Here is a 24430-nt window from a genome sequence, read left to right as displayed (position 1 = left end):
CGCTCAAAAAGGATTGTTGTTTGAAAACGGTTCTGCGATAGCCACGCCGAAGTTTTTCAGTCTGCAGGTCGCGGCAAATTCGTCCTGGCGATTCACAAACAGGCACGGCTCCCCTTCACATTCCAGTACGGAACAAGGAACCTCGATATCACTGAGGGCCTGGCTGAGCTTATGCATGACTGACCACGCGCTGTCACCATCAGGGCTGAGCAATTTGAGTGCCACCAGGCTGTTCTCATTACTCTGACCGTTTTGCGGAATCGGTTCAACTTTCGAACCTGCGAAACCCACCGACCAACGATAGCTCTGCGGCAGACGATGAACGATTGAGAGTTGTAATGTCATCACTTTCTTTCCCTGGAAGCACAATCACTTCACAATTATTTTACATCAATATTAACACATCATTGACAATACGTCTTTAGACAGTTGGTAAACGTTTACATCCAGTACTTATGCTGCTTACAGAACCCAGTAATTAAATTTATTCAACGGTTCTGGCATATTTCCGGGCTATATGTACTCGTTTCTGCGATCTAACTCAACCTTTTTAACTACAATGATGTGACTTTTTACATAAATTGATTTTACATAAAATAAACATAAGCAGGGGAAATGATAGATTTGCGGTTGATGTACATCAACTCTGGAGACCTTATGGCCCCCAGGTTGTGTAATAGATCACCGTTTTTGAGCGCGACTGGCGTAAAGATAGAAGAGAATTGAGCAGGTAGCGCAAAATGCGATCGACCATATCATTGGCCAGGCCGAGTTAAAGGTCGCCAGAGACAACAGGGCCCCGACAATGGCGCCAATACCAAAGCGGAATGTCCCAGCCAGCGATGACGCCGTTCCCGCCATATGCGGAAATTCATCCAGAATAACCGCCATGGCGTTTGATGACACCATCGATACACAGCCAACAAACGCCGCAACGCCAACGACCAGAGCCCAGAACCCCAGCCCAAACAGTGCGCTAAAGACCATCCATCCCGCCATCACGAACTGGATCCACAGACCGGTACGGAACATATTCAATGCCCCAACCCGACGCACAAAGCGACTGTTGATGATAGTCATCACGAACAGGAATACGATGTTCAGTGCGAAGTAATAACCGAAATGCTGCGGTGAAACGTGGTTGATCTCAATGTAAACAAAGGGTCCGGCGCTCAGAAACGAGAACATCCCGGCAAAGCTGAACCCGCTGGCCAGCATATAGCTCAGCACTCGTTTATGACGAAACAGCGAGGCAAAGTTGCCAATAGTGGTACGCAGGCGAAACGGCTGGCGACGCTCTACAGGCAGGGTCTCTTTGATTAGCGTAAAGATCATCACCGACGCCAGAACAGCCGCCATGGCGAGGATCCAAAAGATATAGTGCCAGCTCAGCCATACCAGCACCCAACCACCCACGATAGGTGCCAACAAGGGCGCAATTGTGGTCACCAGCATGACGAATGACATCATGCGCGAGAACTCTTCCTTCGGATAGATATCGCGCATCAGGGCGTTGATAACCACGCTCGCCGCCGCGGCAGCCAGACCGTGGAAGAAACGCATCACGATCAGTTGATCGATAGTTTGCGCCAGGGCGCAGGCCACTGCCGCCGCCGCAAACACCAGCGTTCCGCCCAGAATCACCGGCTTGCGCCCAATGCTGTCAGCCATTGGGCCATAGAGCAACTGCCCCACTGCAAACCCCAGAATATAGGTACTGAGGGTCATCTGCGCGCTACCCGCAGGCACACCAAACTGTTCTGAGATAACAGGTAGCGCCGGAAGATACATATCAATCGACAACGGCATCAGCATGGCTAACAAGCCAAGGATAAAGACTATGGCAATTGACGAGTTCTGCCGGGTGGTCACATTTAGCTCCTGAAATTAACGCGGGGTTAAGTTAACGCTGGCGATTTCTTCTTCGGTCAATGGACGGTATTCACCCGGCTCCAGATCGTCATCAAGCCTGATGTCACCAATTCGTTCACGGTGCAGTTCCACAACGTGGTTACCCACCGCGGCAAACATACGTTTTACCTGATGATAGCGCCCTTCGCTGATGGTCAATCGCACCTGAGTTGGCGTAATGACCTCCAGAACAGCCGGTTTGGTCAGGTCTTTTTCATTATGCAACTGTACGCCACGGGCAAACTGCTCGGCGGTATCGTCTGCCACTGGCGACTCCAGCGTCACCAGATAGGTTTTCTCACAATGGTGACGAGGAGAGGTGATACGATGCGACCACTGTCCGTCATCGGTCATCAGTACCAGTCCGGTGGTGTCGATATCCAGACGCCCTGCCGCATGCAGTTTGTAGGCAACCGGTTCATCAAGGAAATAGAGCACCGTCGGATGATCCGGGTCATCCGTTGAGCAAACATAACCCTGAGGCTTATTCAGCATAAAATAGCGCGGGCCATTTTGTTGAACCAGGGAATTACCGTCATATTCGACGTCGTGTTCTGGTAGCAGCTTAAAGGCACTGTTTTTAACGATTTCACCGTCAACGGTAACGCGGTTAGCACGGATCTCACGCCCGGCAATAGCGCGGCTGACGCCGAGTTGCTGAGCGATAAATTTATCAAGTCGCATGAGTGTGATTTTTGCCTGTAAAAATACGAGAAGCGGGTTTACGCCCGAAAAGTGGGACTGTTATCCGCCCAGTATAGCGGTGTTACACCATCCCTCAAGGGAAATGATTCATGGCATACTATACATTGTTGCTGTTTACCTTAATGAGCTCATGATTTTTACTCTTCGCCCGTACCAAAAAGAAGCCGTGGACGCCACGCTCAACCATTTTCGCCACCACCGCACGCCAGCGGTTATCGTCCTGCCAACCGGCGCGGGCAAAAGTCTGGTGATTGCAGAACTGGCCCGCGTGGCACGTGGTCGCGTACTGGTACTGGCGCACGTCAAAGAACTGGTCGCACAAAACCATGCCAAATATTGTGCGCTGGGGCTGGAAGCCGATATTTTTGCCGCAGGCCTGAAGCGTAAAGAGAGCCACGGGAAAGTAGTCTTTGGCAGCGTACAGTCGGTAGCGCGTAATCTGGACGCCTTTCAGGGTGAATTCTCCCTGCTGATCGTCGATGAATGTCATCGTATTGGCGATGATGAAGAGAGTCAGTATCAGCAAATCCTCACTCATCTGACTAAAGTAAATCCCCACTTACGTCTGCTCGGGCTTACCGCCACACCTTTTCGTTTGGGTAAGGGCTGGATATATCATTTTCATTATCATGGAATGGTGCGCGGCGATGAAAAAGCGCTGTTTCGCGACTGCATTTATGAATTACCGCTGCGCTACATGATTAAACACGGCTACCTGACGCCGCCAGAACGCCTCGACATGCCGGTCGTGCAGTATGACTTTAGCCGCCTGCAGGCACAGAGTAACGGCCTGTTTAGCGAAGCGGATCTGAATCAGGAGCTGAAAAAGCAGCAGCGAATAACGCCGCATATCATCAGCCAGATTATCGAGTTTGCCCAAACCCGCAAAGGGGTGATGATTTTCGCCGCCACCGTTGAGCACGCCAAAGAAATTCTGGGCCTGCTGCCCGCTGACGACGCCGCGCTAATCACTGGAGATACGCCAGGCGCTGAGCGCGACGTGCTGATTGAAGAGTTCAAAGCCCAGCGCTTTCGCTATCTGGTGAATGTGTCGGTCCTGACCACCGGCTTCGATGCCCCGCACGTCGACCTTATCGCTATTCTGCGCCCAACAGAGTCAGTTAGCCTTTACCAACAAATTGTCGGTCGTGGGTTGCGCCTTGCACCGGGTAAAACCGACTGCCTGATCCTCGATTATGCCGGCAACCCGCACGATTTGTACGCACCGGAAGTGGGTGCTCCGAAAGGAAAAAGCGACAACGTTCCGGTACAGGTGTTCTGTCCTGCCTGCGGATTTGCAAACACCTTCTGGGGCAAAACCACGGCAGACGGCACGCTGATTGAACATTTTGGCCGCCGCTGCCAGGGATGGTTTGAAGATGATGACGGCCATCGCGAACAGTGCGATTTTCGTTTCCGTTTTAAAAACTGCCCACAGTGCAACGCGGAAAATGACATCGCCGCCCGCCGTTGTCGGGAGTGCGACGCGGTGCTGGTTGACCCGGATGACATGCTGAAAGCCGCGCTCAGGCTCAAAGATGCGCTGGTCCTGCGCTGTAGCGGTATGGTGTTACAAAACGGGCAGGATGATAAAGGCGAATGGCTGAAAATCACCTATTACGATGAAGATGGCGCTGACGTCAGCGAACGCTTTCGCCTGCACACTCCCGCGCAGCGTACGGCCTTCGAACAACTGTTTATTCGCCCGCACACCCGAACACCCGGTATACCCTTACGCTGGATAACCGCCGCCGATATCCTCAATCAGCAGGCGTTGTTACGGCATCCTGATTTCGTGGTGGCGCGTATGAAAGGTCAGTACTGGCAGGTCCGTGAAAAGGCCTTCGATTATGAAGGACGCTTTCGTCGGGCACATGAATTACGCGGTTAATCGTACTTTTGATTGATGTACCAGCCGTTTGAGTATAGAATCTCGCCCGCTTTTGCATACGCAAAGCAGATCACTTACCTGTTGCTGGGTCGCCTGTAGCAGGAATTATTAAAGAGAGATTTAAATGTTTACTATCAACGCTGAAGTACGTAAAGAGCAGGGTAAGGGTGCGAGCCGCCGCCTGCGTGCCGCTAACAAGTTCCCGGCAATCATCTACGGTGGCGCAGAAGCCCCGATTGCTATCGAACTGGATCACGATGCAGTTATGAACATGCAAGCTAAAGCTGAATTCTACAGCGAAGTTCTGACCATCGTTGTTGACGGTAAAGAAGTTAAAGTTAAAGCTCAGGCTGTACAGCGTCACCCGTTCAAGCCGAAGCTGTCTCACATCGACTTCGTTCGCGCGTAATCGCCAACAAGTTGAAGAAAAACCCCGCCTTGGCGGGGTTTTTTTATGGGATTTTGTTGGCGGTAAAGATGAAGCACGCTTGCCGGATAAGGCGTTTCCGCTCCATCCAGCAAACGGTTTTATTTCCCGCCCGACGTGCGGCGCTGCAGCTGGTCGCGCAGGTTCGGCGGCGTACCTTTGATGGTCAACGTATCTGTAGCCGGATCCCAGAAAATACGCTCACCCAATAACATAGCGTCGAAGTTAATGGTTAACCCACCGCCGCTGCCGGCAAATTTGGTTAACTGACGCAGCGTACTGCGATCCGCAGGGAAGCTCTCTTCCAGCTCGTAACCTTTATCAGCGGTAAATTCGCTGAAGCTAACTTCACTGACGCCGGAAAGCTCTTTAGACAGCGACTCCAGTTCGATCTCTTCACCAGCCTGCAGCTGCTCGTTACAGTAGCTATACACCTGCTGACGCACGTTCTGGCGTTCGGCTTTATCGAGTTGCGCCTCGGCAGTAAAGTCATCGACCGCCTGCAGCAGGCCACGGTTTTGCGCTTTGGCATTCAGACCTTCGCTGGCACCGAGGAAGTCCATAAAGAAATCGGCGACTTTGCGCCCTACCCGCCCTTTCAGGAACGTCAGATAGCGCGTGGACTCCGGGTTGGTTTCCCACTCGGTTAAATCAATGCGCGCCACGATGTCCGCATGATTGATATCCAGATAGTGCGTCGGATTGATATCCAGATTTTCATTGACGCGCATGCTGCTTAAATTGTTCAGCACGGCGACCAGCAGATACTCTACCGCCAGATAGCGATAATGGCAGAACAGAACAATACCACCGTCGGCAAAAGGATATTTCGCCAGTTCGTCCCGCAAGCGTCCGGTCGCGGCACGACTAAATGCCAGAAAATCCTCTTCACCCTGACGCTGTAAACGCAGCGTTTGCGCCAGTTCACTCTCTTCGCTAAACAGGCCATAGGCTTTATTCTTGGCGCTATACACCCGATGCAACTCAGCCATCATATCGACAACCGTCGCTGTCGGTTCCAGTAATGAATCGCGCAAGACCAGCTCAAGGTTCTGCTCGTCACGTTTGATAAGCTGGTGCAGGGCAATCTGGTTGATATCCAGACTCATGATAAACTCTCCTTTTAGACCGGGCGGTATTCAACCACCTGCCGGGCAGTGACGCAATAGAAGATAAAAAAGCAGAAAAAAAACTGTCTGTACGGTAATATGTTGCCCTTTCATGAACAGACTGATTTCGATTTATGCCACAAATTTCCCGCTATAGTGACGAACACGTTGAACAACTGCTGAATGAGATGCTCAACGTACTGGAAAAACATAAGGCGCCGACCGACCTTTCCCTGATGGTACTGGGAAATATGGTGACTAACCTTATCAATACAAGCATCGCACCGGCCCAGCGCCAGGCGATTGCCAACTCTTTTGCCCGCGCATTGCAGTCTTCGGTAAACGACGACCAAGCGCATTAAGAGCCTGCTCCGGGGAAACGAACAACAGTTTATGGTAACTCATCGTCAGCGCTACCGTGAGAAAGTCTCCCAGATGGTTAGCTGGGGGCACTGGTTTGCCTTGTTCAACATTCTGTTGGCCATGGTTCTCGGTAGCCGTTACCTGTTTGTCGCCGACTGGCCGACAACCCTTGCAGGTCGTGTATATTCCTACCTGAGCGTTGTCGGGCATTTTAGCTTTCTGGTGTTTGCCACCTATCTGCTGATCCTGTTTCCCCTGACGTTTATCGTCATGTCCCAGAGGCTGATGCGATTCTTATCGGCTATTCTGGCGACGGCTGGCATGACGCTGTTGTTAATCGACAGCGAGGTTTTCACCCGCTTCCACCTGCACCTCAACCCGATCGTCTGGGAACTGGTCATTAACCCTGATCAGAACGAAGCGGCGCGTGACTGGCAACTGTTGTTTATCAGCGTGCCGGTTATCCTGTTAATAGAAATGTTGTTTGCGACCTGGAGCTGGCAAAAGCTGCGCAGCCTGACGCGTCGTCGCCATTTCGCCAAACCGTTAGCGGCATTCTTTTTCGTTTCTTTTATCGCCTCGCATGTGGTGTATATCTGGGCTGATGCCAATTTCTATCGCCCGATTACCATGCAGCGCGCAAACCTGCCACTCTCTTACCCGATGACGGCGCGTAAGTTTCTGGAAAAACATGGCCTGCTGGATGCGCAAGAGTATCAGCGTCGCCTGATCGAACAGGGCAATCCGGAAGCGGTTTCCGTGCAGTACCCGCTCAGCGAACTGCACTATCGCGATATGGGCACCGGCCAGAACGTTCTGCTGATCACCGTAGACGGCCTGAACTACTCACGCTTTGAAAAGCAGATGCCTGCGCTGGCTGAGTTCGCCGGGCAGAATATCTCCTTTACGCGTCACATGAGCTCAGGCAACACCACGGATAACGGAATCTTTGGCCTGTTCTACGGCGTTTCGCCAAGCTACATGGACGGCATTTTATCGACCCGAACGCCTGCGGCGCTGATCTCTGCACTGAACCAGCAGGGTTATCAGTTAGGGCTATTCTCCTCGGATGGCTTTACCAGCCCGCTTTATCGTCAGGCGCTGCTGTCAGATTTCTCCATGCCGAGCGTGCAAACGCAATCAGACGAACAAACCGCAAGCCAATGGATTAACTGGCTGGGACGCTACGCGCAGGAAGATAATCGCTGGTTCTCCTGGGTCTCCTTTAACGGGACAAACCTTGATGACAGTAACCAGAAGAACTTTGCCAAACGCTACGCCAGCGCCGCTCAGGATGTGGATGCCAATATTAACCGTGTTCTTAGCGCCCTGCGCGACTCGGGTAAACTGGACAACACGGTGGTGATTATTACCGCTGGTAGAGGCGTGCCGCTGACGCAGGAAGAGAACAACTTTGCCTGGTCGCGCGGTCATCTGCAGGTTCCTCTGGTTATTCACTGGCCGGGAACACCTGCCCAGCGCATCAATAGCCTGACCGATCATACAGACCTGATGACGACGCTGATGCAGCGCCTGCTGCATGTCAGCACGCCGGCTAACGAATACTCGCAGGGGCAGGATTTGTTCAATGCTACACGCCGCCATTACTGGGTGACCGCCGCTGACGGCAGCACGATGGCAGTGACCACACCAGAGATGACGCTGGTACTGAACAACAACGGTAATTACCAGACCTATGATTTACGTGGCGAGAAAATTAAAGATCAGAAACCGCAGCTCAGCCTGCTGCTACAGGTTCTGACGGATGAGAAACGATTTATTGCTAACTGATTAATTATAAATCAGTTAGTGAGGCATCCTCTTGCATTCGTAGCGGAAAGCAGTAGTATTAGCAGCCATAGCGTCGGCACGTAGCGCAGCCTGGTAGCGCACCGTCATGGGGTGTCGGGGGTCGGAGGTTCAAATCCTCTCGTGCCGACCAAAAATCCCAGAAAAAACCAACCCTTGTGGTTGGTTTTTTTATGCCTGCGATTCCGCATTCCTGAGTTTTACATCAGCCTTCAGCACAGGTTTTACTACTTACCCATGCATAAATTGGGGTAAAATTTATCTTCTCATCAGCGCGATGAATCTGGACGATTGATGCGCTGAAAACAATAATGATACTAATAAAAGCTCAGGAGAATAGTATGCCTGAAGTAACGCCTTTTCGGGTGCTGATTGTCGACGACCACCCGCTCATGCGGCGGGGAATTAGTCAATTATTGCAACTGGATCCCGCATTTGACGTAGTCGCTGAAGCTGGCGACGGCGCAAGTGCTATCGATCTGGCAAACCGTCTGGACCTTGATGTGATCCTGCTGGATCTCAATATGAAAGGTATGAGCGGGCTGGACACCCTGAATGCGCTGCGTCGGGACGGCGTCACCGCGCAAATTATTATTCTTACCGTATCGGATGCCGCCAGCGATGTGTACGCCTTAATTGATGCCGGCGCGGATGGTTATTTACTGAAAGATAGCGATCCTGAAGTCTTGCTGGAAGCCATTCGTAACGGCGCCAAGGGGGGTAAAGCGTTTAGCGCTCGCGTTAGCGAATATCTGCGCGAACGTGACCTGTTTGGCGCACAAGAAGATCCGTTCAGCATTCTCACCGAACGCGAGCTGGATGTATTGCATGAACTTGCTCAGGGGCTGTCGAACAAACAGATTGCATCAGTGCTGAATATTTCTGAACAGACGGTGAAGGTGCATATTCGCAACCTGCTGCGCAAACTCAATGTGCGTTCTCGCGTTGCTGCCACCATCCTGTTTTTGCAAACGCGCGGCATGCAGTAATCAATGAGATGCCGGATGACGACGCAGCAGCGTCATATCCGGCCTACAAAGCTCGCACAGGCCCGAAAGCAGCACGCCTTCGGGTAATCTGGACTCTTACTTCTCCTGCGGCGTTAGCTGCTCCATCGCCTGCTTAATGCTGCGTTCTATCACCGCCCGACGGGTATCATTGGCCGGTAATAATTTCAGCATCATCTCCCACGCCGCAACCGCCTCACCAAAGCGCTGCTGTTCAAAAGCGTTAAACGCGTACATGCTGAGAACCCGCACGTTGGCATGCTCGCCGCGCACCAGCTGGCGTAACAGCTCCCCGCCCCTGCGATTATCGTCAGGATCGGATGAACGGGTCAGTGCTTCCGCATAACCCAGCGCCGCATCGCTGTTTTTAGGATCCAGTCGATATGCATTGGCATAGGCTTCAGTGGCCGTACTGGCATTACCGAGTACCATGCCAATACGGCCAAGCATGATCCAACCTTCAACGTTTGTAGGATCGGCTTGTAAACGCGTGCGCAGCCCCAGCGCCAGACGTGTCATATCCTCTTCATTGAGCGGGTCAGCTTTCGGATCCAACGCACGTTCAAGCAGCGCCGGAGCCTGAGCAGTGGCCTGATGCCAGACCTGAACCTGCTTATAGCTGCCGGTTTCATAATAGCTCACCGCGCCAACGATCAGCGCCACCACGATGCCGGGCACAAACAACCCAAATCCACCGCGCTTGCCATCCGGGATAACGTCATCAGGAAACTCTTCCAGCTTCACCCGGACGCGTCGGCGAGTACGGGCAAAAATAATCCAGCCGCCCAAACCAATCGCTACTACCGGCATCACCCACAAAAGCACTGTAAGCGGCGTCAACGGCGGATCGTAGGTGACGAAGTTGCCGTAGCGCGCCACCATATAATCAACAATTTCTTTCTGGCTTTTCCCTTCCTGCATCAGTTCGTACACTTTCTGGCGCAGGTCGGTGGCAATCATCGAGTTAGAATCGGCGATACTGTTGTTCTGACATTTAGGACAGCGCAGCTGCTCGGTAAGCTGACGGAATTGCTGCTCCTGCGCTTCATCCTTAAACTGCATCACATCGATGGTCGCCAGCGCAGATCCCGAGATAACCAGCATCAGCAGGCCCAGTAAAAATCTCATTGCGCAGCCTCCTTACTGTACTTATCCCACAACGGTTTGATCTCGCTCTCCCACACTCTGGCATTTAAATCACCGGCATGGCGATAGCGAATAATACCTTTACCGTCGATCAGGAACGTCTCCGGCGCGCCGTACACGCCAAGATCCAGACCGAGCATACCGTCACCGTCAAACAGGCTTAATGAGTAAGGATTGCCCAGCTCTTTCAGCCAGACAATGGCTTTCTGACGATCGTCTTTATAGTTCAGACCCACCACCCGCACGCCTTGTGCAGACAGCTGGTTCAGATACTGATGTTCGGCGCGACAGGTCGGACACCAGGTCGCCCAGACGTTCAGCAATACCGGTTTGCCCTGGGTCAGCACATCGGCCTGATAATGCTGACCTGGATTCTCCAGCGACTCCAGGCGGAATGTCGGAACTGGTTTGCCGATCAACGCCGATTCCAGATTCGTGGGATCGTCCCCCTGAGCGTTACGCGCCAGCTGCCACAGCAGCGCTGCCGCAATGATCAGAAAAATAATAAACGGAATTAACAGTGCGTTGCGCTTCATACAGCCTCCGACGCATTTTTTTGCACCGCGGCGCGAGGACGCGCGCGCTGACGATAGCGTGGATCAAACAGGCAGAACAATCCGCCCAGCGCCATCAGCAATCCTCCGGCCCAAATCCAGCGAATAAACGGTTTGTAGTACAGACGCACAGCCCATGCGCCGTTATCCAGTTCTTCACCCAGCGCGGCATACAGATCGCGCGTGAACCCGCCGTCAATTGCCGCTTCGGTCATCATCGAACTGGTGCTGTTATAGAAGCGTTTTTCCGCATGCAGCGTGGCTTCCGGTTTACCATCTCTGGTAACACCAATAATGGCGACACCGCCCCGGTAGTTAGGTCCGGTAATATCTTTCACTTCGCGGAACGTGAACTGATAGTTATGGATACTGACGCTATCACCCGCTTTCATGCGGACATCGCGTTCAACGCTGTAGTTCTGGCTGAAGGCAATACCGACAATAGTAATCGCCAGCCCAACGTGGCCCGACACCATACCCCAATAGCTTGGTGTTAACTTCGTTCCGCGGGAAACACGCAGGAATGCTTCGGACATCGCCAGCACGAATATCCAGCATGCCATCGCCAGCCCTACCACCGTCATAGCGGCAATGCGATCCTCAAACAACCACGGCAGCAGCAGCGACAGAACAAGCGTGGTGACAAACGCGATAATCAGTAACGTTTTCAGTTTACGTGGTCGGTCACGGCCCCAGCGCACTAATGGCCCAATTCCCAGCAACAGCGCGAACGGCGCCATCAGCCAGGTAAACATGGTGTTGAAGAACGGTTCGCCAATCGAAATACTGCCCAGACCCAGTTGTTTGTGCACCAGCGGCAGCAGCGTGCCCAAGAGCACCACCAGCATGGCGGCAATCAGCAGAACGTTGTTGCCCAACAGCAGAGATTCACGCGACCACAGCGCGTTGTTTACCCGTGAACGGACCTTGTGACCGCGCACCGCAAACAGCAGCAGGGAGCCGCCAATCACCAATACCATAAAGGCCAGAATAAACATCCCGCGCGACGGATCGGAGGCGAAAGCATGCACCGATACCAACACGCCGGAGCGCACCAGGAAAGTACCTAACAGGCAAAGCGAGAATGCGCAGATTGAAAGCAGCAGCGTCCAGGCTTTAAAGCTGGCACGCTGTTCGGTTACCGACAGCGAGTGCATCAGCGCCGTTCCCACCAGCCATGGCATAAACGAGGCGTTCTCAACCGGATCCCAGAACCACCAACCGCCCCAGCCCAGCTCGTAATAGGCCCATGCCGAACCGAGCACAATACCCAGCGTCAGGAACACCCACGCCGCCAGCGTCCACGGACGCGAAAAACGGGCGAAAGTACTGTCCAGTCGTCCGCTCATCAGCGCGGCAATCGCAAACGCGAAGGCTACCGAGAAACCGACATACCCCATGTACAGCAACGGCGGATGGAAAATCAGCCCCGGATCCTGCAACAGCGGGTTCAGGTCGCGCCCTTCAATAGGGAAGTTGGGCAACGTACGGGCAAACGGGTTGGAGGTAAAAAGAATAAACAGCAGAAAGCCAACGCTTACCATCCCCATCACCGCCAGCACGCGGGCAACGATGTCCAGCGGCATACGCTGGCTGAATGCCGCAACGGCGAACGTCCAGCCGCTCATCAGCAGCACCCAAAGCAACAGCGAGCCTTCATGAGCCCCCCAGGTTGCTGCCACCCGATACCAGACCGGAAGCTGGGTATTGGAGTTACTGGCTACATAGGTGACGGTAAAGTCATTAACCACGAAGGCGTTGACCAGAATCAGGAACGCCCCCATCACGCAGATAAACAGAACCCAGGCAAAAGGCCGCGCGGAGGCCATCATTCGCACGTCGCCGCGCGCTACGCCCCACAGCGGATAGACCGACAGTAGTAACGCCACGCCTAGCGCAAGGCATAACAGCGCATTGCCAATTTCAGGCATCATGACGTTTTATCCTTATAAACACTTTCCGGGCGACGATGGTTTTCCTGCATCGCTTTTTCGACTTCCGGCGGGGTGTAATTCTCATCATGTTTGGCAAGAACCTCTTTGGCCTGCACATGATTTCCCTCGTCCAGTTCGCCCTGAACAACAACACCCTGCCCTTCGCGGAACAGATCCGGCAGAATGCCTTCGTAGGTGACATCAACCACACCTTCGGCGTCATAGATACTGAAATTCACCTTCAACGACTGCGGATCACGCTTTACGCTACCGGGCATCACCATTCCGCCCACGCGCAGGCGCTGACCGACTTCGGGCATCTGCTGCGTTTCGCGCTTACCGTAGAGTATCTCTCCCGGCGTATAGAACAGGTCAATATTAGAACGCAGCGCATAAAGCACCAGCGTAATGGTCAACGCCAGACCCGCCAGTACCGCACAGGCTATCCATAACCGATTTTTACGTCGAATATTCACGCCGCCTCCCGTTGCACTTGCGCCGCACGCATACGCGCTTCTCTCGCCCGCTGCTGCGCCACACCGCGTAAAATTGCGCGATGTTGTAACGCGGAATGCAGTACCAGCACCACCAGCGGGATAATGCTCATCGCTACGGCAAGCCAGACATACAAGGCGTAGCCGCCCATCGCGAAAAAATCACTCCATGATGCAAATGCAGGGGTCATTGGCGGCCTCTTTTTAAGATCAGTTCGCTCACCCACGGGCGGCGTTTTTCCATCATCAAAATCAGGTTACGCATGCGCATCAGCGCCAGCGTGACAAACAGTAACAGGTAGCCGACGATCGCCAGACGCAGCGGCGTACGCATCGCCGGATCGATGCTTTGCTGCATGCGGGTAGACCCCTGATGCAGCGTATTCCACCACTCAACCGAGTAGTGGATAATCGGTAAGTTGACCACGCCAATCAGCACCAGAATACCGGCGGCACGACCTGCCAGACGGCGGTCGTCAAAGGCATGCCACAGCGCAATGGCGCCCACGTAGAGAAACAGCAGCACCAGTTCAGAGGTGAGTCGGGCATCCCAGACCCACCAGGTTCCCCACATCGGTTTGCCCCATGCGGAGCCGGTCACCAGCGCAATAAAGGTAAACACTGCACCAATCGGCGCCATCGCAGCCAGCGCCAGATTGGCCATTTTCATCTGCCAGACCAGGCCGATAAACGCGGCAACAGCCATCGAGGCATAAATGCCCATCGACCAGATTGCCGCCGGAACGTGCAGATAAATAATGCGATAGCTCTGCCCCTGCTGATAATCCGCAGGCGCAAAACCAAAGCCCCAGACCCATCCCGTTATCAGTACCACCGCGCTGGCAATCGCCAGCCACGGGATAAACCAGCCACAGATCTGATAGAGCCGAGGGGGCATCGCCAATTGATGAAGTGTTTTCCACATAGTTCAGTCACCAGACTCCATAAATTAAAATCCGTTGTGCCAGAGCGCCTTGCCCGGCCTACACATCTAATTCTCGTTACTGCACGCTTATCCGTAACGCAGCGGCTGTGGCAAACGGGCTTAACGTGGCGCTGCCGACCAGCAACGCACCCAGAATTGCCATGTACCCTTCAACCGGTAAGTGCATAGAAGCCGCATCCATCGCGGCGGTTGCAAAAATCAGTAAGGGTATGGTGAGCGGGAGCACCAGCACGCTTAACAACACGCCGCCGCGCTTTAAGCCCACCGTCAACCCCACACCCGGCGCACCGAGGAAGCCCAGCGTCGGCGTGCCGAGTAACAACGTCAGCGCCATAATTTTCCAGCCGTACATATCCATGCCCAGCAGCAGCGCCACCAACGGCGAGAGGATCAACAGCGGCAGGCCGGTCACGACCCAGTGCGCCATCACTTTCGCCAGCACCACGGCCGGTAGCGGTAACGGCAGCAGCATCAGTTGCTCAAGGCTGCCGTCCTGCAGATCATCACGAAACAGGCGTTCCAGCGCCAGCAATGATGCCAGCAGCGCCGCAACCCAAATGATGCCCGGCGCAATGCGCGCCAGTAGCTGCGGCTCCGGCCCAATGCTCAGGGGGAACAGCGTAATAACAATCAGGAAGAACCATAAAGGATTGGCGATTTCCGCACTATGACGAAACGCAACTCGCAGTTCTAAACGGAAGATTCGCCACATCATTGCGTTACCCTCTCGCTGGTCAGCGCAATACGTCGCACTTTATCGGTTTCGACATTGAGCGGTTGGTGGGTGGTGAGAATAACAATACCACCCTGCTCTGTATGCTGCGCCATACGCTGAGTCAGTCGCTCAACGCCGTTCACATCAATGGCGGTAAAGGGTTCATCGAGGATCCACAGCCGGGCGCGGGTCAGCCACAAACGGGCCAGCGCCACACGCCGCTGTTGTCCGGCGGAGAGCTGGTTCACCGGGATATCTTCATATCCGGCAAGTCCCGCCTGCGCCAGCGCAGCCAGACACTGTGCAATGTCGCCGTCATGATGGAAGAAACGCAGGTTCTCCAACGCCGAAAGCCGGGTTTTTATCCCCGGCTGATGTCCGATCCACAGCAGTTGCTGATGGTAGTTGTCCCGCACGTGATGCAGCGGCTGCTCTTGCCAGCAAACCTCCCCTGCATCGGGACGCGCCAGCCCGGTAAGCAACCGCAGCAGAGTAGTTTTCCCTGCGCCGTTGCTGCCGGTAATTTGTACCCATTCCCCTGCGTTGACGCGAAATGACAGATTGCTGAACAGTATTCTGTCATCCCGCTCGCAAAGTAATTCTCTGGCTTCAAGCATACCTGGTTATCTACATCCTGTTAAAAGCCCGGTTTGACTTCGCGCATATCAGGCAGTTTGTGCGCTATCCCTTTATGACAGTCAATACAGGTTTGCCCGTCTTTCACGGCCTGGTCGTGCATTTTGGCCGCAACGCCTTTCTGGGCAGTTAAATCCATAAACTCGAAGTTGTGACAGTTTCGGCACTCTTGCGAATTATTATCTTTCATACGCCGCCACTCATTTTGCGCCATCGTCAGACGATGATCTTCAAATTTCTGCGGTGTATCTATCAGCCCCAGTGCTTTCGCGTACAGCTCTTTACTGGCCTTGATCTTACGAATCATTTTCGGGCCCCACTCATGCGGGACGTGGCAATCAGGGCAAGTCGCTCGCACACCACTGCGGTTGTTGTAGTGTACGGTTTCCATGTATTCCTGGTATACCGTATTGCGCATTTCGTGACAGCTAATGCAGAACTCTTCTGTATTGGCCTTTTCCATACCGGTATTAAAGCCGCCCCAGAAAATAATGCCGCCCACAAAGCCGATTAACAACAGCGTGCCGAGCGCCAGACGGCTGGGGCGACGCCACCATTGCCAGACGCGCTTAATCCAGCCTGGTTTACGGTTAGAATTTTCCATAATGACCTCTTATTTCCCGTAACCTTTCGAGGGGGTGAAGGTATTTTCAACAATCGGCGCGGCGTCAGCCTGCGGAACGTGACATTGCAGGCAGAAATAACGACGCGGCGCAACTTCAGCCAATACCTTACCGTCGCTGTCCATAAAGTGCGTCGGACTGATTCGCGGCGCACCGGTGGTGCGATAGCTTTCCACACCGTGGCATTGCAGGCAGCGGTTAGTGTTAGTCGTCACCTGATACCCTTCAACGCTATGCGGAACCATCGGCGGCTGATTCACATAGTTCAGCGGCATGCGCTCTTGCTCTTTCGGCATGCGAATCGCCCCTTCCTGTGTTCCTGAGACTTCCGGTGACTGGCTCAGATCCACTCCATTTGCAGCCCAAACGGCCCCACTGACGACCAGGGCAAGCAGGGCCGTCCATTGACACAGCGTCTTAATCAGGTCATGGCTTTTCATGATTTCGCTCCCGAACTCCATCGTGTTGTTATTGTAAAAACATCCTCAGAACAGACATCCACGCAACGACCGCAGGCCATGCAATCGCGGCTGGTTACCTGCACCGGACTTTGCTCATCCAGCACCGGCGCACGTAGCACATGCGGTTCCGGGCAAACATGAAAACAATCCATACAGCGGTTACATCTGTTACGTTCTTTTGCCGAAACGGTTAATGCCCCTTTGCTTCCCACCACGCTATACAGCGCACCCAGTGGGCAAAGATGCCCGCACCAGCCATGCTCAACGACCAGTAAATCAAATAAAAACAGCGCGAGGATCAGCAGCGCTCCGCTACCGAATCCCATTACCAGGCTCCGTCCAAGCAGAGAGACTGGATTTATCCACTCCCACAACAGCGTACCGGTCAGGGCGGAACCGACCAGGATAACCACCAGCAGGACGTACCGTATATGGCGCGGCAGGGTTGCGGACTGATTCAGGTCAAACCTTCTGCGCAACCAACTGGCTAAATCGGTAACCGGGTTCATGGGACAAACCCAACTGCAAAACAGTCGCTTACCGGCCAGGGCATACAGCACCGTGATGATAGCCGCCCCCGTTAACGCCACCGTCGCCGGCAGATGCCCGCTGGCCAGGCTTTGCAGAGTAATCAGCGGATCGGTGAACGGGATAGCGTCCAGCAACAGGCTGCTACTGTAGTTGCCATGCAGGATCCACACGCCAAGACATGGGCCGCTGAGGAACATCGCCAGTATCAGAAATTGACTCAAACGACGCAGCAGCAGCCAGCGATGACTCTTCCACCATCCTTTTTTTGCCTGCGCTTCACGCCCGGCATCACGTTTACGATTTGCCATTGTTCCCCTCCAGCCAACCGAAGCGGTAATGGTGTCCTAACTCCCCTTTCGCCAGCGACAGCGGCAGCACTTTTATTGCTGGCTGTTCCAGTACGCAGACTTTTTCGCATTTCCCACAGCCGGTACAGGCATCGCTGTGCACGGTCGGAATAAACCGCGCATGCTTGCCGGTACGCATATTGCGGTCCAGCTCCAGGGTGATCGCCTCATCAATTTTCGGGCACTCGCGATAGCAAACGTCGCAGCGTAATCCCTGATAGTTGAGGCAGTTTTCGTGATCCAGCAGTACCGCCAGCCCCATACGCGAATCGTCAATGGATTCAATTTCCCTGTCCAACGCGCCGCTCGGGCAGACTTTGGCGCACGGAATGTCCTCACACATTTCGCAGGGAATATCACGGGCGACAAAATACGGCGTACCGGCCGCCAGCCCGGAGGCCAACGTTGCCAGTTTCAGCGTGTCATACGGACACGCCTGAACGCACTGACCGCAACGTACGCAGGCGCTGGCGAATGCCTCCTCGCTCAGTGCACCTGGCGGGCGCAACCGCACGCCGGTTGCGCGTGCGGTTTGTTGTTGCAACCCCAGCGCCACGCCAACGACGGCCAGCCCGCCCGCTGCGCGAACCATATCGCGCAGAAAGCGGCGGCGGCCATTTTGGGGTTTTGCTGACCGGGACATAACGCGTTACACCTTCGCCAGTTTCACGGCGCACTTCTTGAAATCCGTCTCTTTGGAGAGCGGATCCGTCGCATCCAGCGTCAGGTTGTTCACCAGCTGTGCGGCGTCGAAGAACGGCATGTACACCAGCCCCTGCGGCGGACGGTTACGACCGCGTGTTTCAACAATCGAAATCACTTCGCCACGACGGGAAATCACTTTGACCTTATCGCCACGGCGCAGATCGCGTGCTTTTGCATCCAGCGGGTGGATAAACAGCACGGCTTCCGGGAAAGCACGGTGTAGTTCAGGCACACGACGCGTCATACTGCCGGTATGCCAGTGTTCCAGCACACGTCCGGTAGACAGCCACAGGTCATATTCTTTATCCGGCGCTTCAGCAGCAGGCTCAAATGGCAGCGCGAAGATAACCGCTTTACCGTCCGGTTTACCGTAGAACTTGTAGTTTTCACCTGCTTTCACGTAAGGGTCGTTGCCTTCGCTGTAGCGCCACTGGGTCTCTTTACCCTCAACGACCGGCCAGCGTAAACCGCGCGCTTTGTGGTAATCGTCAAATGGCGCAAGGTCGTGCCCGTGGCCGCGGCCAAACCAGGCGTACTCTTCGAACAACCCTTTTTGCAGGTAAAAGCCCAGCTCACGGGATTCATCGTTCAGTTGATCTTCAGCCAGTTCAGTAACTGGGAATTTCGTTACTGCTGGCGTAGCAAACAGCACGTCATACAGCGTTTTGCCACGCAGTTCCGGTTTTTGTGCCAGCAGCTCTTCCGGCCACACTTCTTCTGTTTTGAAGCGACGAGAAAATTGCACCAGTTGCCACAGATCCGATTTCGATTCGCCCGGCGCTTTAATTTGCTGACGCCAGAACTGCGTACGGCGTTCCGCGTTCCCGTAGGCGCCTTCTTTCTCTACCCACATCGCGGTCGGCAGGATCAGGTCAGCCGACAGGGCGCTGATCGTCGGGTACGGATCGGAGACGATGATGAAGTTGCGCGGATCGCGCCAGCCCGGCATACGCTCTTCGTTGATGTTCGGACCAGCTTGCATGTTGTTGGTACACATCGCCCAGTAGACATTGAGCTTGCCATCTTTCAGCGCGCGGTCTTGCGCCACGGCGTGCAGACCAACTTTTGCCGGAATGGTCCCTGACGGAATGTTCCAGTGCTTCTCGCAGATATCGCGGTGTTTTTCGTTCGTCACCACCATGTCCGCAGGCAGACGGTGAGAGAACGTACCGACTTCACGCGCAGTGCCGCACGCGGAAGGCTGGCCGGTCAGAGAGAACGGGCCGCAGCCTGGCTGGGAGATTTTGCCAGTCAGCAGGTGCAGGTTATAGACCAGGTTGTTGGCCCACACGCCGCGGGTGTGCTGGTTAAAGCCCATCGTCCAGTAGGAGATAACTTTTTTCTTCGGATCGGCATACAGCTGCGCCAGCTGTTCCAGCTGATCTTTCGGTACGCCGGTCATTTCGGCCGTTTTATCCAGCGTGTACTCAGCAACGAAGGCTTTGTAATCCTCAAAACTCATCGGTTCAGAGGCATCGGATCCCGGGTTTTTCGCCGCTTTTTCCAGCGGATGGGTTGGACGCAGACCGTAGCCGATGTCCGTCACGCCTTTACGCAGGTTAACGTGCTTGCTAAAGAAATCCTGGTTAATCGCATTGTTTTGAATGATGTAGTTCGCGATGTAGTTGAGGATCACCAGATCGGTTTGCGGTGTGAAGACCATACCGTTATCCGCCAGCTCAAAGCTGCGGTGCTGGAAGGTGGAGAGAACCGCGACGTTAACATTAGGATCGGACAGACGACGGTTGGTGATGCGCGACCACAGGATCGGGTGCATCTCCGCCATATTCGCGCCCCACAAGACGAAGGCATCCGCATGTTCGATATCGTCATAGCAGCCCATCGGTTCATCCATGCCGAAGGTACGCATAAAGCCGACTACCGCTGACGCCATGCAGTGACGTGCGTTCGGGTCGATGTTATTGGAACGGAAACCCGCTTTAAACAATTTGGCAGCGGCATAACCTTCCCAAATCGTCCACTGACCAGAGCCGAACATACCGATAGACTCCGGGCCTTTCTCTTTCATCGACGTTTTGAATTTCTCTTCCATCACGTCAAAGGCCTGGTCCCAGCTAATCGGGGTGAACTCGCCTTCTTTGTGATATTTGCCGTCTTTCATGCGCAGCATCGGCTGCGTTAAACGGTCTTTTCCGTACATGATTTTCGGCAGGAAGTAACCTTTGATGCAGTTAAGCCCACGGTTAACCGGCGCATCCGGATCGCCCTGGCATGCCACAACACGCCCTTGCTGCGTTCCGACCAATACGCCACAGCCCGTCCCGCAAAAACGGCACGGGGCTTTGTCCCATTTGATGGCTTCTTGCTGACCGACTACCGCGCGGGCAACGCCCGGCACGCTTAACCCGGCAGCCGCCGCAGCGGCCGCAACGGCGTTAGCTTTCATAAAGCTACGACGACTGAGTTTCATGGTGTTTCCTCACCTTGCTCATCCTGCTGGTGATAAACCAGCGACACCGCCAGTACGCCCGCAACGTTGCGTACTGACTCAATTGTTTTCATTAGCGTTTCACTTTGCTCAGCTTCTACCACCACAATCAACTGACCACTTTCCACATCACTGAGTGCAACTTCGCAACCGGGAAAGGAACGCAACTGCGTGGCGATATCGCTGATATGCTGGCTTTTGGCCTGAACGACCAGGCTGCAGACCTGCCAGTTATTGTCCATGGTTGTACTCCGCGTTAATGGCTGATACCGGGCAGATAGCGACACAGGCGCCACATCCGTTACAGTCCTGATTGTCGAGCTGCGGCTGATAAATGCCGGACAGCGTGGGACGAAAGGTTATTGCCATGGGCTCACAGCTATCCTGACAGCGGTGACATTCAACTGACTGATGTGCGAGACAGTTTTCCCCAATCGTAAAATTCAGATCCCATGCCCTGGTGTGGCGCGGAAGAAAAAGTGATTCGGGACAGGCTTCTGCGCAGGCATAGCAAAAGCTGCACTCGCCGTGTTTGAAATTTACGCTCGGGTAACCACCCTGGCCTCGCTGCAGGATGTCGGTTTCGCACGCCTGGATGCAGACGTCACAACGGAGGCAATGAGCCAGAAAGTGAGAGTCTTCCTTGCTCCACGGCGGACGGATCCCTGCGCTGGCGTTTCGCCAACTGCCTGTCAACATGCCTCGACGGGATAAATCAACCATGACATTGTCCTTCCATAATGACGCCCTCCCTCGGCGGGTTGAACGACATAAAAAACTGCACTATTTATGAGTAGTTATTTTTAGCCGTAAGATATTTCAGGATGTGTTAGAGGTGCATACCCCAATTGGGGTAAATGCTGTTGCCGGATCAAAAGAGTGTTGAGTTGGCGGGAAAAAATGCGCTTTTGCTCACATTTCAATGAGTTATATAACAATGTATATAACGATTTATTTAAAAAGACAAAGATCTCAATATTAGGATAATTCCTGGAATATATCGCTACCTTGATAGTAAACCTCTATCCAATACACTTTAAATATAAGTAAATCCAGATTAATAGATTATCCAAATATGTTAACCTGCTACAGACTCGTTCATAAGACAGAAGAAAGGAAACACTGTGAACAATAAGATGAAGACAATTGTCCCTGCCGTACTTTTCGCCGCCTTTGCCAGCACCTCTGCATGGGCTGCCAGTAACGAAACCGCCGCTCAGCCGCTGGAAAAAGTCGCCCCTTATCCTAAGGCGGAAAAGGGTATGAAGCGCCAGGTTATCCAGCTTACCCCTGAGAAAGATGAATCTACTCTGAAAGTAGAACTGCTGATCGGACAAACGCTGGAAGTTGACTGTAACCAACACCGCCTGGGCGGAGAACTGGACAGCAAAACGCTGGAAGGTTGGGGATATGACTACTATGTCTTTGACAAAGTTACGTCTCCGGTTTCAACCATGATGGCCTGCCCGGACGGTAAGAAAGAGAAGAAATTCATTACTGCGCATCTGGGTGATGACGGTATGCTGCGTTATAACAGCAAGTTGCCGATTGTGGTCTATACCCCGGAAAACGTGGACGTTAAATACCGTATCTGGAAAGCGGAAGACAAAATTCAGGACGCAGTCGCGCGCTAAGTGAGAATGTGCCGGATGGCGGCATACCGCCTTATCCGGCCTACAGACGCATGAACCATGCCGGATAAGCGCAGCAGCGCCATCCGGCATTTTATTTTACAGCGCGATATCCGCGACGGCTTTCTGTTCAGGCTGCGGTTGTGCCTGAGGTTTCAGCTGTGGTTTCGGCGCTTCATCAGCAACCTGCGGCTTGTCATATTTCAGACCCAGAACCTCACTGGTGTACTGCAGCTCTTGTTCCGTAGCCTCAACGTTACCGTTCAGCTTAGTACCATAAGACGGAATAATGGTTTTCAGCTTCGCCTGCCACTCGGGGCTGGCTACTTTATCTTTAAACACTTTTTCCATCAGATGCAGCATAATCGGTGCCGCGGTTGATGCGCCCGGAGAAGCTCCCAGCAGCGCAGCAATCGTGCCTTCTTTATCGCTGACGACTTCAGTGCCCAGACGCAGCACGCCGCCCTTCTCCGCATCGCTTTTGATGATCTGCACACGCTGGCCGGCCTGCCATAAACGCCAGTCTTCTTTTTTCGCCTGCGGATAGTACTCTTGCAGCGCAGCAAAACGGTCGTCGTCGCTGAGCATCACCTGGCTCACCAGATATTTCACCAGATCGAAGTTATCCAGACCCACGTTGACCATCGGCATAAAGTTTGAGGTGGTGGTCGAGCTGAGCAGATCCCACAATGAACCGTTTTTCAGGAACTTGGTGGAGAATGTCGCGAATGGCCCAAACAGCACAACGCGCTTGCCATCAAGGATACGGGTATCGATATGCGGTACAGACATCGGCGGCGCGCCAACGGAGGCCTGGCCGTACACTTTTGCCAGGTGGCGATTGACCACATCCGGGTTTTCTGCAACCAGGAACTGCCCGCCAACCGGGAATCCAGCATAGCCTTTCGCTTCCGGAATATCGGTTTCCTGCAACAGCTTCAGCGCAGCGCCACCGGCACCGATAAAGACAAACTTCGCCTTGATATCATGTTCCGCTTCGTTATTTTTCAGATCGGCGACTGTGACAGTCCAGCTATTGTCGGCATTACGCTTAAAGCCACGCACTTCAGTGCTCAACTGCAGTGCAAAGTTGGGCTTTTTCTGCAATGAGGTAATCAGTTGGCGAGTGATTTCGCCGTAGTTCACGTCAGTACCAATCTCGGTACGCGTTGCTGCGACTTTCTGCTGCGGATCGCGACCTTCCATGACCAGCGGCGCCCACTCTTTGATCTGCGCGTGGTCTTCGGAATAGCGCATACCACGGAACAGCGTGCTCTGCTGCAGTGCGGTGTAACGGGCACGCAGGAAGTTCACGTTCTCGTCACCCCAGACAAAACTCATGTGCGGAACGGTGGTGATAAACGAGCGTGGTTCATGCATTACGCCATTATTGACCTGATAGGCCCAAAACTGGCGGGAAATCTGGAAGGCTTCGTTAATTTCGACTGCCTTTTCAATGCTGATGCTACCGTCGGCCTTTTTAGGCGTGTAGTTCAGCTCCATCAGTGCGGAGTGGCCGGTTCCGGCGTTATTCCAGCCGTTTGAGCTTTCCTGCGCTACACCATCCAGTCGCTCAACCATGGTCATTGACCATTGCGGCTCCAGCTCCTGTAAATAGGTTCCCAGCGTGGCGCTCATGATGCCGCCGCCAATCAACAGTACATCCGTTTCCTGCTCTTCCGCCGCTTTCGCTTTTGCCGCCATCGAGACAACATTCAGCCCAACGGCTATGGTGAAGAGCATGGCAGTCACTTTTTTCATAATGTTAATGCCTTACTTTTAGTATCGCTTTTTTGCTTTTAATGCAGGTGAAAATCGAGCGGCACCAACGGTAACACTTAAGTAAAAATAATTAAATAAAGTTTATAAATTATATTTAATTTTTAAAAATGTTATTAATACGTTGATAGTTTATGCGGTTATTGACAATCATTTCTGGAAACCGGTCCATCTGACGGGTACTATGCTGCGCTTTGCTATTCACCGCACGGATGCCTGTCGGTCTGCTGTATCAGGCCATTTTTGACCTGAGTGTA

The 24430-nt window shown here is 53.6% G+C and carries 26 protein-coding genes and 1 tRNA gene; 7 read left to right on the top strand and 20 right to left on the bottom strand.

The genetic code is table 11. The annotated features are described in order from the left end of the window. Window positions 1–3: 3 nt before the first annotated feature. The 3 genes from OGX89_RS10490 to rsuA form a co-directional block, all read right to left on the bottom strand. Window positions 4–348 (bottom strand): YejG family protein, encoded by a 345-nt coding sequence (locus tag OGX89_RS10490; RefSeq protein WP_085951589.1) that lies wholly within the window; start codon window positions 346–348, stop codon window positions 4–6. 333 nt (window positions 349–681) lie between these two features. Beyond that, the gene (locus OGX89_RS10485; protein WP_003834584.1) at window positions 682–1872 is read right to left on the bottom strand and encodes a Bcr/CflA family multidrug efflux MFS transporter; all 1191 of its coding nucleotides are present in this window, start codon (window positions 1870–1872) and stop codon (window positions 682–684) included. Between the two features lie 15 nt (window positions 1873–1887). Beyond that, entirely contained in the window at window positions 1888–2595 is a 708-nt protein-coding gene (rsuA, locus tag OGX89_RS10480; protein ID WP_003834586.1) for a 16S rRNA pseudouridine(516) synthase RsuA, read from the bottom strand. Between the two features lie 151 nt (window positions 2596–2746). Between rsuA and radD the strand changes: the two genes are divergently transcribed. Together radD and rplY are read left to right on the top strand one after the other, a co-directional pair. Further along, window positions 2747–4507 (top strand): DNA repair helicase RadD, encoded by a 1761-nt coding sequence (gene radD / locus OGX89_RS10475; protein WP_125112612.1) that lies wholly within the window; start codon window positions 2747–2749, stop codon window positions 4505–4507. A gap of 124 nt (window positions 4508–4631) precedes the next feature. Beyond that, window positions 4632–4916 (top strand): 50S ribosomal protein L25, encoded by a 285-nt coding sequence (gene rplY, locus OGX89_RS10470; protein ID WP_003027502.1) that lies wholly within the window; start codon window positions 4632–4634, stop codon window positions 4914–4916. A gap of 119 nt (window positions 4917–5035) precedes the next feature. Here the strand turns inward: rplY and yejK are convergent, their stop codons facing one another. Next, a complete protein-coding gene (gene yejK, locus OGX89_RS10465; RefSeq protein WP_003027504.1) occupies window positions 5036–6043 on the bottom strand; it encodes a nucleoid-associated protein YejK in 1008 nt (335 codons plus the stop codon). A gap of 134 nt (window positions 6044–6177) precedes the next feature. Here yejK and OGX89_RS10460 point away from each other — a divergent pair, with 134 nt between their 5' ends. The 4 genes from OGX89_RS10460 (at window position 6178) to narP (ending at window position 9204) form a co-directional block, all read left to right on the top strand. Then, window positions 6178–6405 (top strand): YejL family protein, encoded by a 228-nt coding sequence (locus OGX89_RS10460; protein ID WP_003027506.1) that lies wholly within the window; start codon window positions 6178–6180, stop codon window positions 6403–6405. 31 nt (window positions 6406–6436) lie between these two features. Beyond that, complete coding sequence (gene yejM, locus OGX89_RS10455; protein ID WP_003834595.1) at window positions 6437–8197, top strand: LPS biosynthesis-modulating metalloenzyme YejM; 1761 nt, start codon at window positions 6437–6439, stop codon at window positions 8195–8197. A gap of 74 nt (window positions 8198–8271) precedes the next feature. Beyond that, window positions 8272–8348, top strand: a tRNA-Pro gene (locus tag OGX89_RS10450). A 208-nt stretch (window positions 8349–8556) separates the two neighbouring features. Beyond that, window positions 8557–9204 carry a nitrate/nitrite response regulator protein NarP gene (narP, locus tag OGX89_RS10445; RefSeq protein WP_003834605.1) on the top strand — a complete coding sequence of 216 codons (648 nt, stop codon included), beginning with the start codon at window positions 8557–8559 and terminating at the stop codon, window positions 9202–9204. Window positions 9205–9300: 96 nt separating this feature from the next. On the opposite strand, the gene OGX89_RS10440 is transcribed toward narP, so the two are convergent. The 15 genes from OGX89_RS10440 to napF form a co-directional block, all read right to left on the bottom strand. Next, a complete protein-coding gene (locus OGX89_RS10440; RefSeq protein WP_125112613.1) occupies window positions 9301–10350 on the bottom strand; it encodes a cytochrome c-type biogenesis protein CcmH in 1050 nt (349 codons plus the stop codon). Further along, window positions 10347–10904 carry a thiol:disulfide interchange protein DsbE gene (gene dsbE / locus OGX89_RS10435; protein ID WP_003834613.1) on the bottom strand — a complete coding sequence of 186 codons (558 nt, stop codon included), beginning with the start codon at window positions 10902–10904 and terminating at the stop codon, window positions 10347–10349. Before dsbE ends, OGX89_RS10440 begins: the two co-directional genes overlap by 4 nt. Continuing rightward, window positions 10901–12856 carry a heme lyase CcmF/NrfE family subunit gene (locus OGX89_RS10430; RefSeq protein ID WP_008785295.1) on the bottom strand — a complete coding sequence of 652 codons (1956 nt, stop codon included), beginning with the start codon at window positions 12854–12856 and terminating at the stop codon, window positions 10901–10903. Before OGX89_RS10430 ends, dsbE begins: the two co-directional genes overlap by 4 nt. Beyond that, window positions 12853–13332 (bottom strand): cytochrome c maturation protein CcmE, encoded by a 480-nt coding sequence (gene ccmE, locus OGX89_RS10425; RefSeq protein WP_003834619.1) that lies wholly within the window; start codon window positions 13330–13332, stop codon window positions 12853–12855. The genes OGX89_RS10430 and ccmE overlap by 4 nt, the downstream gene beginning before the upstream one ends. Then, window positions 13329–13541, bottom strand: a complete 213-nt coding sequence (ccmD, locus tag OGX89_RS10420; protein WP_003834621.1) for a heme exporter protein CcmD — start codon at window positions 13539–13541, stop codon at window positions 13329–13331. The genes ccmE and ccmD overlap by 4 nt, the downstream gene beginning before the upstream one ends. Beyond that, window positions 13538–14275, bottom strand: a complete 738-nt coding sequence (locus OGX89_RS10415) for a heme ABC transporter permease (protein ID WP_003027538.1) — start codon at window positions 14273–14275, stop codon at window positions 13538–13540. Before OGX89_RS10415 ends, ccmD begins: the two co-directional genes overlap by 4 nt. 76 nt (window positions 14276–14351) lie before the next feature. Continuing rightward, a complete protein-coding gene (ccmB, locus tag OGX89_RS10410; protein WP_003027542.1) occupies window positions 14352–15011 on the bottom strand; it encodes a heme exporter protein CcmB in 660 nt (219 codons plus the stop codon). Then, entirely contained in the window at window positions 15008–15628 is a 621-nt protein-coding gene (gene ccmA / locus OGX89_RS10405) for a cytochrome c biogenesis heme-transporting ATPase CcmA (protein WP_003834625.1), read from the bottom strand. The genes ccmB and ccmA overlap by 4 nt, the downstream gene beginning before the upstream one ends. 20 nt (window positions 15629–15648) lie before the next feature. Further along, entirely contained in the window at window positions 15649–16251 is a 603-nt protein-coding gene (gene napC / locus OGX89_RS10400; protein ID WP_003027548.1) for a cytochrome c-type protein NapC, read from the bottom strand. 9 nt (window positions 16252–16260) lie between these two features. Next, window positions 16261–16710, bottom strand: coding sequence for a nitrate reductase cytochrome c-type subunit (napB, locus tag OGX89_RS10395; RefSeq protein ID WP_003834627.1), 450 nt, complete (start codon window positions 16708–16710; stop codon window positions 16261–16263). Continuing rightward, window positions 16707–17570 (bottom strand): quinol dehydrogenase ferredoxin subunit NapH, encoded by an 864-nt coding sequence (gene napH / locus OGX89_RS10390; RefSeq protein WP_125112614.1) that lies wholly within the window; start codon window positions 17568–17570, stop codon window positions 16707–16709. The genes napB and napH overlap by 4 nt, the downstream gene beginning before the upstream one ends. After that, window positions 17557–18252 (bottom strand): ferredoxin-type protein NapG, encoded by a 696-nt coding sequence (napG, locus tag OGX89_RS10385; protein ID WP_003834629.1) that lies wholly within the window; start codon window positions 18250–18252, stop codon window positions 17557–17559. The genes napH and napG overlap by 14 nt, the downstream gene beginning before the upstream one ends. A 6-nt stretch (window positions 18253–18258) precedes the next feature. After that, on the bottom strand, window positions 18259–20745 hold the full coding sequence (napA, locus tag OGX89_RS10380; protein WP_125112615.1) for a nitrate reductase catalytic subunit NapA: 2487 nt from the start codon (window positions 20743–20745) through the stop codon (window positions 18259–18261). Further along, window positions 20742–21005 carry a chaperone NapD gene (napD, locus tag OGX89_RS10375; RefSeq protein WP_003834633.1) on the bottom strand — a complete coding sequence of 88 codons (264 nt, stop codon included), beginning with the start codon at window positions 21003–21005 and terminating at the stop codon, window positions 20742–20744. The genes napA and napD overlap by 4 nt, the downstream gene beginning before the upstream one ends. After that, window positions 20995–21486 carry a ferredoxin-type protein NapF gene (napF, locus tag OGX89_RS10370; RefSeq protein WP_003834634.1) on the bottom strand — a complete coding sequence of 164 codons (492 nt, stop codon included), beginning with the start codon at window positions 21484–21486 and terminating at the stop codon, window positions 20995–20997. The genes napD and napF overlap by 11 nt, the downstream gene beginning before the upstream one ends. A 413-nt stretch (window positions 21487–21899) precedes the next feature. Here napF and eco point away from each other — a divergent pair, with 413 nt between their 5' ends. Further along, window positions 21900–22397, top strand: a complete 498-nt coding sequence (gene eco, locus OGX89_RS10365; protein ID WP_032934607.1) for a serine protease inhibitor ecotin — start codon at window positions 21900–21902, stop codon at window positions 22395–22397. A 96-nt stretch (window positions 22398–22493) separates the two neighbouring features. Here eco and mqo read toward each other — a convergent pair whose 3' ends face one another. After that, a complete protein-coding gene (mqo, locus tag OGX89_RS10360; protein WP_125112616.1) occupies window positions 22494–24155 on the bottom strand; it encodes a malate dehydrogenase (quinone) in 1662 nt (553 codons plus the stop codon). Window positions 24156–24430: the final 275 nt, after the last annotated feature.

Origin of the sequence: Citrobacter sp. Cpo103, assembly GCF_030332605.1 — a bacterium.
GTDB classification, from domain to species: Bacteria; Pseudomonadota; Gammaproteobacteria; order Enterobacterales; family Enterobacteriaceae; genus Citrobacter; species Citrobacter portucalensis.
Note: the sequence above shows the minus strand (reverse complement) of the source record. Positions and strands in the feature narration are given on the sequence as shown.

Excerpts from the sequence above, each read along its gene's own strand:
- narP (WP_003834605.1), top strand. The coding sequence starts at position 8,557 with ATGCCTGAAGTAACGCCTTTTCGGGTGCTGATTGTCGACGACCACCCG.
- napA (WP_125112615.1), bottom strand. The coding sequence starts at position 20,745 with ATGAAACTCAGTCGTCGTAGCTTTATGAAAGCTAACGCCGTTGCGGCC.
- OGX89_RS10430 (WP_008785295.1), bottom strand. The coding sequence starts at position 12,856 with ATGATGCCTGAAATTGGCAATGCGCTGTTATGCCTTGCGCTAGGCGTG.
- eco (WP_032934607.1), top strand. The coding sequence starts at position 21,900 with ATGAAGACAATTGTCCCTGCCGTACTTTTCGCCGCCTTTGCCAGCACC.
- OGX89_RS10460 (WP_003027506.1), top strand. The coding sequence starts at position 6,178 with ATGCCACAAATTTCCCGCTATAGTGACGAACACGTTGAACAACTGCTG.
- OGX89_RS10415 (WP_003027538.1), bottom strand. The coding sequence starts at position 14,275 with ATGTGGAAAACACTTCATCAATTGGCGATGCCCCCTCGGCTCTATCAG.
- yejK (WP_003027504.1), bottom strand. The coding sequence starts at position 6,043 with ATGAGTCTGGATATCAACCAGATTGCCCTGCACCAGCTTATCAAACGT.
- napG (WP_003834629.1), bottom strand. The coding sequence starts at position 18,252 with ATGTCCCGGTCAGCAAAACCCCAAAATGGCCGCCGCCGCTTTCTGCGC.
- yejM (WP_003834595.1), top strand. The coding sequence starts at position 6,437 with ATGGTAACTCATCGTCAGCGCTACCGTGAGAAAGTCTCCCAGATGGTT.
- napB (WP_003834627.1), bottom strand. The coding sequence starts at position 16,710 with ATGAAAAGCCATGACCTGATTAAGACGCTGTGTCAATGGACGGCCCTG.
- OGX89_RS10440 (WP_125112613.1), bottom strand. The coding sequence starts at position 10,350 with ATGAGATTTTTACTGGGCCTGCTGATGCTGGTTATCTCGGGATCTGCG.
- ccmD (WP_003834621.1), bottom strand. The coding sequence starts at position 13,541 with ATGACCCCTGCATTTGCATCATGGAGTGATTTTTTCGCGATGGGCGGC.
- rplY (WP_003027502.1), top strand. The coding sequence starts at position 4,632 with ATGTTTACTATCAACGCTGAAGTACGTAAAGAGCAGGGTAAGGGTGCG.
- napH (WP_125112614.1), bottom strand. The coding sequence starts at position 17,570 with ATGGCAAATCGTAAACGTGATGCCGGGCGTGAAGCGCAGGCAAAAAAA.
- ccmA (WP_003834625.1), bottom strand. The coding sequence starts at position 15,628 with ATGCTTGAAGCCAGAGAATTACTTTGCGAGCGGGATGACAGAATACTG.
- napF (WP_003834634.1), bottom strand. The coding sequence starts at position 21,486 with ATGGTTGATTTATCCCGTCGAGGCATGTTGACAGGCAGTTGGCGAAAC.
- napD (WP_003834633.1), bottom strand. The coding sequence starts at position 21,005 with ATGGACAATAACTGGCAGGTCTGCAGCCTGGTCGTTCAGGCCAAAAGC.
- dsbE (WP_003834613.1), bottom strand. The coding sequence starts at position 10,904 with ATGAAGCGCAACGCACTGTTAATTCCGTTTATTATTTTTCTGATCATT.
- napC (WP_003027548.1), bottom strand. The coding sequence starts at position 16,251 with ATGGAAAATTCTAACCGTAAACCAGGCTGGATTAAGCGCGTCTGGCAA.
- rsuA (WP_003834586.1), bottom strand. The coding sequence starts at position 2,595 with ATGCGACTTGATAAATTTATCGCTCAGCAACTCGGCGTCAGCCGCGCT.
- ccmB (WP_003027542.1), bottom strand. The coding sequence starts at position 15,011 with ATGATGTGGCGAATCTTCCGTTTAGAACTGCGAGTTGCGTTTCGTCAT.
- radD (WP_125112612.1), top strand. The coding sequence starts at position 2,747 with ATGATTTTTACTCTTCGCCCGTACCAAAAAGAAGCCGTGGACGCCACG.
- mqo (WP_125112616.1), bottom strand. The coding sequence starts at position 24,155 with ATGAAAAAAGTGACTGCCATGCTCTTCACCATAGCCGTTGGGCTGAAT.